We start from the raw sequence: 9,732 nt of genomic DNA, 5'->3' as shown, positions 1-9,732 counted from the left end.
AGGATGTGCTCACGAGTTTGAGGCATAGGGCCGTCAGTCGCAGCAACAACTAGGATACCGCCGTCCATTTGTGCAGCACCAGTGATCATGTTTTTAACATAATCCGCGTGTCCTGGACAGTCTACGTGTGCGTAGTGACGTGCTGGAGTRTCGTACTCAACGTGAGAAGTTGCGATTGTGATACCRCGCTCRCGCTCTTCTGGAGCGTTATCGATAGATGCGAAATCTTTAGCAACACCGCCGTAYACTTTTGCAAGWGTAGTACAGATAGCAGCWGTTAGAGTTGTTTTACCGTGGTCAACGTGGCCGATAGTACCAACGTTTACGTGCGGTTTCGTACGTTCAAATTTTTCTTTAGACACAATCGTGTTCCTTCCTAGTTATGATTCGCCACGTTCATTATTGAGCGAGACGCGCCAGAAATTGCTATTTTATGCGCCAACTCTCGTTAGCGCAATATTTGGACGCATTGTTCTTTCAAAAAATGAAAAAAAATGCCTTCCTTTTTTTAACCACGCTCTGCAATGATTGCTTTTGCAACATTGTTAGGCACTTCAGCGTACTCACTAAACTCCATAGAGTAAGAAGCACGACCTTGTGTCGCAGAACGTAAATCAGTTGCGTAACCGAACATGACAGACAACGGAACTTGTGCACGAATTATCTTCAGGCCAGCTGTCCCCTCGTCCATACCTTCGATGATGCCGCGACGACGGTTAATATCGCCAACAACGTCACCCATCCAGTCTTCTGGAGTAGTTACTTCAACTTTCATCATAGGCTCAAGCAGAACTGGTTGCGCTTCAAGTGCACCCGCTCTGAAAGCCATAGAGGCAGCGATTGTAAACGCCATCTCACTTGAATCTGTTTCATGGTAAGAACCATCATATAGTGTAGCTTTGATATCCAGAACTGGATAGCCAGCAAGCACACCATTGTTCATCTGCTCTTCAACGCCTTTAGCAACTGAAGCGATAAACTCTTTTGGTACGATACCATTGGCAATTTCATCCACGAAGACAAAGCCTTCGCCTGCTTCTGATGGTTCCAGTTTCAGCCATACGTGGCCGTACTGACCTTTACCACCATGTTCACGGATAAATTTACCTTCCGCTTTCGCTGTACCACGAATCGTTTCACGGTAAGCCACTTGCGGGTTACCAACGTTGCAGTTCACGCTAAATTCGCGCTTCATACGGTCAACGATGATATCTAAGTGTAGTTCACCCATACCAGAAATCAGTGTCTGGCCTGTTTCCGCATCCATATCAACGCGGAACGATGGGTCTTCCGCTGCTAGTTTACCTAGAGCGATAGTCATTTTATCTTGATCAGCTTGAGAGCTTGGCTCTACAACGATCTGAATAACTGGGTCTGGGAACTCCATGCGCTCAAGAACAATCTTATGGTTCTGGTCACATAGCGTTTCACCAGTGGTTACATCTTTCAGGCCAATGATGGCTGCGATGTCACCTGCTCGTACTTCTTTTACTTCTTCACGTTTGTTTGAGTGCATTTGAACAATGCGACCTAAACGCTCACGTTGTTTCTTCACAGAGTTGTAAGCCGTTTTACCGCTTTCTACAACACCAGAGTAAACACGGATGAAGGTTAGAGTACCAACAAATGGGTCTGTTGCGATCTTAAATGCTAGCGCTGAGAACGGTTCTTTGTCGTCCGCGTGACGCTCTGCTTCGTTCTCCTCTTCATCGATACCTTTAATTGCAGGTACATCGACTGGAGAAGGAAGGAAATCAACTACTGCATCTAGAACAGCTTGTACGCCTTTGTTTTTGAATGCACTACCACAGGTTGCTAGTACGATTTCATTGTTAAGGGTACGAGTACGAAGACCTTGTTTGATTTCAGCTTCTGTTAGTTCACCTTCTTCAAGGTACTTATCCATCAGCTCTTCATTTGCTTCTGCAGCAGCTTCAACAAGTTCTGTACGATATTCTTCAGCCATTTCTTGCATGTCTGCAGGAATATCTTCGTACGTGAAAGTCATGCCTTGGTCAGCTTCGTTCCAGTTGATTGCCTTCATCTTGATAAGATCGACAACACCTTGGAAGTTTTCTTCAGCACCAATGTTCAGTTGAATTGGAACAGGAGTTGCGCCTAGGCGATCCTTGATCTGTTCAACTACGCGCAAGAAATCTGCGCCTGTACGGTCCATTTTGTTAACGAAAACCATACGTGGAACTTGGTACTTATCAGCTTGACGCCATACTGTCTCTGATTGAGGTTCAACACCAGATGAGCCACAGAACACAACGACTGCACCATCAAGTACACGTAGAGAACGTTCAACTTCGATAGTGAAGTCAACGTGTCCAGGAGTGTCGATGATGTTGATACGGTGGTCTGAGTACTGAGCTTCCATACCACGCCAAAACGTAGTAGTTGCTGCTGAAGTGATCGTAATACCGCGCTCTTGCTCTTGCTCCATCCAGTCCATGGTTGCTGCACCATCGTGAACTTCGCCGATTTTGTGAGAAAGACCGGTATAGAACAGAATACGTTCACTTGTGGTTGTTTTACCTGCATCTACGTGAGCAACGATACCGATATTACGGTATTGCTCTATAGGAGTTTTACGAGCCACGGTTGAATCCTCTTATTAGAGACTTAGGGACTATTGCTATGCCTAGATTGTGCGTTAAAAGCGATACTTCGCTAAAAAGTGCATGCCCTAGAAATAGCAATAGTTCCTAGCATAAGCATAGGAACTAAAGAAGTGCTGCAAGGAACCTTGCAGCACTAAAAAGGTATTACCAACGGTAATGTGCGAACGCTTTGTTTGCGTCAGCCATGCGGTGAACGTCTTCACGTTTCTTAACCGCAGTACCTTTGTTCTCAGACGCGTCTAGCATTTCAGCAGCTAGGCGTTGAGCCATAGATTTTTCACCACGCTTACGCGCAGCTTCAACTACCCAACGCATAGCAAGAGCGTTACGGCGAACCGGACGAACTTCTACAGGTACTTGGTAAGTTGAACCACCTACACGGCGAGATTTAACTTCTACCGCTGGGCGAACATTTTCAAGAGCTTCTTCAAATACAGCTAAGTGGTCTTTACCAGACTTCTCAGCCATTGCATCTAGTGCAGTGTAAACAATTTTTTCTGCAGTAGATTTCTTTCCGTCAACCATAAGGATGTTAACGAATTTTGCCAGCAATTCAGATTTGAACTTAGGATCTGGAAGGATCTTACGCTGACCTATTACGCGACGACGTGGCATGGATATTCTCCGTTGTCTTCTTCAGGTTTTTTCCAAAACTTTTCAGAATAATAAATAAAATAGTGTTTGGCCTTACTTAACGCTTTCTTTTAAAAAAAAGAAAATGCATTAAGACTTAGGACGTTTCACACCGTACTTAGAACGACCTTGTTTACGGTCGTTAACGCCAGCACAGTCAAGTGCGCCGCGAACAGTGTGGTAACGAACACCCGGAAGGTCTTTTACACGACCGCCACGGATTAGTACAACACTGTGCTCTTGTAGGTTGTGGCCTTCACCGCCGATGTACGAAGTTACTTCGAAACCGTTAGTTAGACGTACACGACATACTTTACGTAGTGCCGAGTTAGGTTTTTTAGGTGTAGTAGTGTAAACACGAGTACATACACCACGTTTTTGTGGGCACGCTTCTAGTGCAGGCACGTTGCTTTTAACAACTTGCTTTACACGAGGCTTGCGAACCAACTGGTTAATAGTTGCCATTAACTAGCTCCTGAAATTTACTTGAAAGTAAGCTTTGTGAAAAATCTATCCCTAATCACAAGTCGTAATTAGGGACGCAAAATTCTATTCAGCAGTGGGAGGTGTGTCAAGAAATATACAGATCTTTTTTAGCCGTCTAGAGCTCAGGATGGTCTGCTTTTAACCAAACTGATAAAACACAGCTACCAAGTGACTGATTTGGCGTTTAAAACTGTCAGTTTAACGAACCCGTCGAAGTCCACTTGCGGGACGACATCGGAGGCAAGTTCTTGGAGACCTCGAGCAGCAAGATCCGGTTTTAAGACCGACACTCGCTCAACTGCACTGATTTGAGTGAAAAACTCATGATTTGGAAGGCAAACGTACACTGCATCTTCGACCAAAAGGAACTGATCCTGCGGCTGAGAGTAGGTTAATGCGAGTTTAAGTTTGTCGACTGATTTTACGATATGAAGCATAGCGTCCCCTAGAAAGTCAGTATCTGTTGGCACTGAGCTAACTTCTGCGTTAACTCATCGGCTTCAACGGCGGTTGCATCAATCAACAGGTTATCTGTCGAAAGACCAAACTGACTCAGGCTACGCTGACACACATACACCTGTTCGATATCGTACAGGTCCATAAGCTTGAATGCTGAGATGTAGTCGCGTGATTGGACTTGGTCGGGTTGCTGAGCTTTGAGAAGCTGTGTCACACCATCGCCAACAAAGAACACGGCGATATCTTCACTGTAAGCAGAAGCGGCAAGTAATGCGTCTAACCCTTCTCTACCTGCAGCGGTAGTATGAGGAAAACTATTAAATATAAAGGCTAATTTTCTCAAAACTGTACCACCCTATCTTGCGTGAGTAGCGCTTCCGATAAGCTCCCTAACCCGGCCTGAGTAAACCCTGACGCTAAGTTAGATGCGCTTAGTTGGTGTTGCTCTGCTTCGTCTGAGCTAACCACACCACGTCTTAACGCGGCGGCTACACACGTTTCCAAGCTAACATCGTGCTCATCCGCTAGCTTTTGCCAAGCAGAAGCTAAATCGAATTCATCGTTAGCAGGTACGGTGAAGTCGGAGCCATTACTGACGCCATCTTGATAGAAGAATACACTGTGAAGTTTGTGGCCCTGTTTAATCAGAGCCACGGCAAACTGGTAAGCACTTCTTGCTGACTGTGAACCGTAGACAGGTCCATTGACTAAGAGTGTATAGCTTAACAACCCTCTTCATCCTCTGTTTTACGTTGGCGGATGTATAGGTACACGGTGTGCTTAGAGATATTCAAGCGTTCAGCAACACGGTTAATCGCGTCTTTGATGTCGAAAATACCTTTATCGTATAGCTCCATCACGATCTGACGGTTCTTAGTATTGTTCGATACTGACTTATCGGCATTGATCTCTTCAATGGTGCGCTCAACCGTTTGGTCGACAAGCTCTTCAACATCGCTTGCGAAGTTAACCGATGATGCGGCTTCGTCTGCGTCTTGCGTAGGCATGAAAGATTGCAGCACTTGTGAGAATGGCGCGTCTAGGTTGACGTTAATACACAGCAGGCCAATCACTCGGTCTTCACCATTGCGGATAGCAACCGTGATCGACTTCATCAACACACCGCCTTTAGCGCGAGTGAAATATGAACGTGAGAAGTTACGCTTAGAACCTTCAATATCTTTAAGCATCTTCAATGCAAGATCGGTGATCGGCGAACCAACCTGACGACCTGTATTCTCGCCGTTGGCAATTTTAATCGCAGAAGTATTGAGGTCTTCTAATGAGTGCAAAACGATTTCACAAAACGGACCAATAAGACTCGCAATACCGTCAACAACGGCCTCATAAGATCTTAGAATGATTTTATCGTGTTCACTGAATGGCATAACGTGGACTGATTCCATTTCAAGTAACACATCTGCATTGACTGTTTCTGTAGTAGTCACTTATTCCTTACCTTCGTGTGAAAAATCAACAAATTTATGTAAGTTTATCAGAAAATTTTAATTGCACACCTAGCTAACATTGCAACTAGTGATTTAGAACAAGTTTAAAAATCAAATACTCAGCCTCAAATCATAAAAAAAGCCTAACTCAAAGTTAGGCTTTTTATTCAATCTACGTATTTTAGTACGAAGTTTTTAATCGATATTACTGTGCAGGAGCTGCTTCAGCGTTATCAATTTTTAGTAGTTCAACTTCGAATACTAGCGTTGAGTTAGCTGGGATAGTCGGTGTGTCTTGCTCACCGTATGCTAGCTCTGGCGGGATTACGAATTTGTACTTAGAACCAACTTTCATTAGTTGTACACCTTCAGTCCAGCCTGGAATTACGCGGTTAAGTGGGAATGTTGCTGGTTCGCCACGGTCGTAAGAGCTGTCGAACTGAGTACCGTCTGTTAGCGTACCTTTATAGTGTACTTGAACAGTATCAGTGTCTTTTGGAGAAGCGCCTTCACCAGCTGTCATTACTTGGTAAAGTAGGCCAGATTCAGTTTGCTCTACGCCTTCAGTCTTTGCGAACTCAGCGCGGAAGTCATCACCTGCTTTCTTAGTTTCAGCTGATTTCTCTGCTGCTTGTGCTTGCATAGTTTCAGCAACACGCTTGTCTAGAGCTTCAAGAGCTGCACGAGTTTCTTCTTCGTTCAGTGCAGTTTTCTCTGCGAATACGTCTTCGATACCTTGAAGAACCATATCTTTGTCTAGGTTAATGCCTAGCTCGCTTGGCTTATCAATGCTTGTGCTTAGGTAGTTAGCGAAAGATACGCCAATTGCGTATGCCGCTTTGTCGTCTTCTGTTTTAAAGTTTACTGCTTCAACTTTAACTTCTTCAACCTGTGGAGCTTCTGCCTTTGGTTCTTCTTTCTGACAACCAACTGCTAGCATAACCGTTGCGGCAAGCAGTGATACTTTTAAAACTGATTTCATTGAATTCTCCAATTAATGGCCAAGCCATTGGTTATTGTGCACAAATCTAATGATTAGATTGGTGTGAATACGTTAGTTATAACAATATACTAGTCATATGTCTTTCGACACAAACCGGATTATTAGATGTGATGCGAATATTTTTCCACTCATTGCTATGTACAATTGTCATCACCTTGTTAAATGGATGTTTTTTCTTCCAAGATGATGAGCAGCGTTGGGAAATTGAACCCAATGGTGCCACCAGCTTTGCCCTTAGCAGAGATGGACGCTTCGCCCTGCTCTACTCTCAGCAAAAACAACTGTTGCTTTGGGACCTTGCCGAAAACAAAGAGTTAGCTCAACTCGGCCCACAAGATCAATTAGAAAACCAAGTATCGCGTATCCGTATCTCGGACAATGGCCGCTTTGCCATTACCGCAAGCCAGATGAACTTCGCCGTTTGGGACCTATCTTGGACACAAGCTGAAGGGCTATGGTCTATCTCCGATGGCTTAATTCGTGATGTCGATATCTCTAGCAATGGTGAAAAAGTATTGCTTGGCCTGTCTAATGGCAAAGCGATCTATGTGGACTTAGTCACCGGACGCCGTCTTGAGTTCCTTGCTCACCGAGAAAAAGTTAATTCTGTTTCCCTTTCTTCCAATGGTCGCTACGCATTATCAGGTGGCAACGACTATAAAGCCTACCTGTGGGATACCGAGTCAGGCTTGGTATTACGTACCTTTGAGCATGAACAAAGAGTAGTACGAGTTGCGCTACAGCGCGATGGTGAACTGGCTTTTACCTCTGATGGCGGTAACCAAGCGATGATTTGGGATCTTGAAACTGGCGAACCTCAAGCACAGTTGCAGAGTTGGTCGCGACAACTGATCTTCTCTAGCGCACGTTTTTCTGATGATGGCAGCATGTTAGTGACGGGTACACCGTCGAGCCAAGTCAGCGTGTGGAATACTCAAGACGGAAAACGAATTTCTCGTCACGATGCTGAGCCATTAAAAGATGCTCGCCCTCCCCGTGCGGTAGTGTATGATGCAGCCTTTGATGATAAGAACCGTGTGATATCGGGCACCTCTGCGGGCATAGCCCAAGCTTGGAATGTGGATTAAGAACGATGACAGAAAAGCGAGTTGAACAACTAGAAAGCCGCGTGAATGACTTAGAATGTCAGCTAGCTTTCCAAGAACAGACCATTGAAGAACTCAATGAAGCGCTTAGCCAGCAACAGATGTTGATCACTAAGATGAAAGACCAAATGAAGTATGTCGTGGGTAAAGTGAAGAACATTGATGGTTCAAACTTGGCTGACGCATCAGAAGAAACGCCACCGCCGCACTACTAAACGCGTTTCAAATCAACCAAAGCCCGCTAACCATTGAATGTGTTAGCTATCAAAATGCTTGTTGATGACGAATAAAAAGAAAGAGCGACAGATATTCTCTGTCGCTCTTTCTTTATGTCTGCTATTTAGAACCAAACCACCAAAGCTTTAGTCATCGGCGTAAATCTTCACTTCGACACGCCCGTCAGTATCAACACTTGCACGATACATCCCTGAACTGTTCATGCCGAAGTGGATATCACCTCGGCCATCAATCGCTATCAAGCCACCTTCGCCACCCATGGTTTTCAACTCACCTTGGATAATGTGTTCACAAGCGGTATGCACATCTTCTTTGAGATAACGCATTCGTGCCGCTACATCACTGGCAACCATCTTTCTTAAGAAGAACTCACCCATTCCGGTAGTGGAAACCGCAACGTTACCATTCTCGGCAATGGTACCTGCGCCAATAATTGGAGAATCACCGACACGGCCATACTTCTTATTAGTCACACCGCCAGTGCTTGTCGCAGCCGCCAAGTTACCCGCTTGGTCTAACGCCACCGCGCCAACCGTGCCGTACTTTTTGTCGTCTGGGTATCTCTCAGCATGTTGCTCGTCGTATTTCGCTTCCGACAAGGCAAAGATACCTTTCTCTTTCATTGATTGAAGCTGGTCGTAGCGACGCTCGGTAAAGAAGTAATCTTGCTCAGTGAAGGTGTACTCATGTTCAAAGGCAAACTTCTCTGCGCCTTCGCCAATCAGTAGTACGTGGTCGCTTTTCAACATCACATCAAGCGCGAGTTCAATCGGGTTTTTGATATGACGGACACCAGCAATCGCACCCGCATCCATTTCACGGCCGTGCATCACAGACGCATCCATCTCAACAAACTCATCATGAGTCAGAACCGAACCTTTACCGGCATTGAAATGAGGACTGTCTTCCATCACCTTAACGGATGCCACTACCGCATCCAGAGCATCACCGCCCGATTGCAGCACTTGATAACCAGCCAGAACCGATTTCTCTAAAGCTTCAGTAATACCCGTTTTTAATTCATCGCTCATTTGCTCTCGCAAGATGGTTCCCGCACCACCATGAATGGCAATTGAAAAAGGTTGTGACATGCGAACTCTCCACAGATGTCGTCTTATAATGTTGTGCCTATCAATATCACATCCACGGTTCGATGTCTGATAGCAAAAACCAAACTTTTTACGAATGCTTAGATTTGCGGACACTTAGATTTGCGGACACTTAGATTTGCAGACACTTGGTTCGGTAGATTAAAAGCCAGCGCAAAAAGCTCAGCGCTATGTACCGTCCTGATATGGGTTGACACTTGATTGACTAAAACGCTCGATGTATTTCATCGGGCGTTTTGTATTTTAGAGCAGTGTGAGGCCTATATTCATTATAGATTTTTACTGATTCGGCGACCATTTTCTTTGCTTCATCTAAATCATTCGGTTTATTCAACAGATACTCCATCTTCAATATTCCGTTGATCCTCTCTGCCAACGCATTTTGATAACAGTCATAGCCATCAGTCATTGAGTAAGATACATCATACTGTCGATGCAACTCTTGGTATTCAACAGAGCAGTACTGAACACCTCGATCTGAGTGATGAACAAGCTCACCTGTATTCTTCCGCTCTTTCAACGCGTTTAAAAAGGCCTGCTTGACCGTGCGAGCTTTCATATCATCACCTATGTGATAGCCCACGATTTTTCTTGAATAAGCGTCCGTCACTAAACTGAGATAAG

The 9,732-nt window shown here is 44.9% G+C and carries 13 protein-coding genes; 2 read left to right on the top strand and 11 right to left on the bottom strand.

Annotated features, from left to right (window positions below; all coding sequences use genetic code 11):
* The 9 genes from L1D37_RS23765 to fkpA form a co-directional block, all read right to left on the bottom strand.
* The coding region (locus L1D37_RS23765; RefSeq protein ID WP_239849340.1) for a GTP-binding protein at positions 1-362 on the bottom strand (362 nt) is incomplete at its 3' end.
* Between the two features lie 146 nt (positions 363-508).
* Positions 509-2,605, bottom strand: a complete 2,097-nt coding sequence (gene fusA / locus L1D37_RS23760; RefSeq protein WP_239849339.1) for an elongation factor G — start codon at positions 2,603-2,605, stop codon at positions 509-511.
* 166 nt (positions 2,606-2,771) lie between these two features.
* Positions 2,772-3,242 (bottom strand): 30S ribosomal protein S7, encoded by a 471-nt coding sequence (gene rpsG, locus L1D37_RS23755; protein ID WP_004737195.1) that lies wholly within the window; start codon positions 3,240-3,242, stop codon positions 2,772-2,774.
* A gap of 108 nt (positions 3,243-3,350) precedes the next feature.
* A complete protein-coding gene (gene rpsL / locus L1D37_RS23750) occupies positions 3,351-3,725 on the bottom strand; it encodes a 30S ribosomal protein S12 (protein WP_004737194.1) in 375 nt (124 codons plus the stop codon).
* 182 nt (positions 3,726-3,907) lie between these two features.
* Positions 3,908-4,183 (bottom strand): sulfurtransferase complex subunit TusB, encoded by a 276-nt coding sequence (gene tusB, locus L1D37_RS23745; RefSeq protein ID WP_239849338.1) that lies wholly within the window; start codon positions 4,181-4,183, stop codon positions 3,908-3,910.
* Between the two features lie 8 nt (positions 4,184-4,191).
* On the bottom strand, positions 4,192-4,548 hold the full coding sequence (tusC, locus tag L1D37_RS23740) for a sulfurtransferase complex subunit TusC (RefSeq protein WP_239849337.1): 357 nt from the start codon (positions 4,546-4,548) through the stop codon (positions 4,192-4,194).
* On the bottom strand, positions 4,545-4,934 hold the full coding sequence (tusD, locus tag L1D37_RS23735) for a sulfurtransferase complex subunit TusD (protein WP_239849336.1): 390 nt from the start codon (positions 4,932-4,934) through the stop codon (positions 4,545-4,547). The genes tusC and tusD overlap by 4 nt, the downstream gene beginning before the upstream one ends.
* On the bottom strand, positions 4,928-5,653 hold the full coding sequence (locus tag L1D37_RS23730) for a transcriptional regulator (protein WP_004729851.1): 726 nt from the start codon (positions 5,651-5,653) through the stop codon (positions 4,928-4,930). The genes tusD and L1D37_RS23730 overlap by 7 nt, the downstream gene beginning before the upstream one ends.
* Positions 5,654-5,858: 205 nt before the next feature.
* Positions 5,859-6,635 (bottom strand): FKBP-type peptidyl-prolyl cis-trans isomerase, encoded by a 777-nt coding sequence (gene fkpA / locus L1D37_RS23725; protein ID WP_017632116.1) that lies wholly within the window; start codon positions 6,633-6,635, stop codon positions 5,859-5,861.
* 131 nt (positions 6,636-6,766) lie between these two features.
* On the opposite strand from fkpA, the gene L1D37_RS23720 reads away from it, so the two are divergent.
* Both L1D37_RS23720 and L1D37_RS23715 read left to right on the top strand, forming a co-directional pair.
* Entirely contained in the window at positions 6,767-7,744 is a 978-nt protein-coding gene (locus tag L1D37_RS23720) for a hypothetical protein (protein ID WP_176680929.1), read from the top strand.
* Positions 7,745-7,749: 5 nt separating this feature from the next.
* On the top strand, positions 7,750-7,977 hold the full coding sequence (locus L1D37_RS23715; protein WP_017632115.1) for a SlyX family protein: 228 nt from the start codon (positions 7,750-7,752) through the stop codon (positions 7,975-7,977).
* 147 nt (positions 7,978-8,124) lie between these two features.
* On the opposite strand, the gene L1D37_RS23710 is transcribed toward L1D37_RS23715, so the two are convergent.
* Together L1D37_RS23710 and L1D37_RS23705 are read right to left on the bottom strand one after the other, a co-directional pair.
* Positions 8,125-9,090, bottom strand: coding sequence for an isoaspartyl peptidase/L-asparaginase (locus tag L1D37_RS23710; RefSeq protein WP_239849335.1), 966 nt, complete (start codon positions 9,088-9,090; stop codon positions 8,125-8,127).
* Positions 9,091-9,313: 223 nt separating this feature from the next.
* The coding region (locus L1D37_RS23705) for an integrase core domain-containing protein (protein WP_239849334.1) at positions 9,314-9,732 on the bottom strand (419 nt) is incomplete at its 5' end.

The sequence above is a fragment of the Vibrio sp. Isolate33 genome, assembly GCF_022397895.1.
Lineage (GTDB): Bacteria > Pseudomonadota > Gammaproteobacteria > Enterobacterales > Vibrionaceae > Vibrio > Vibrio pomeroyi.
The sequence above is the reverse complement of the archived record's forward strand: the minus strand, read 5'-3'. Positions and strand labels throughout refer to the sequence as shown.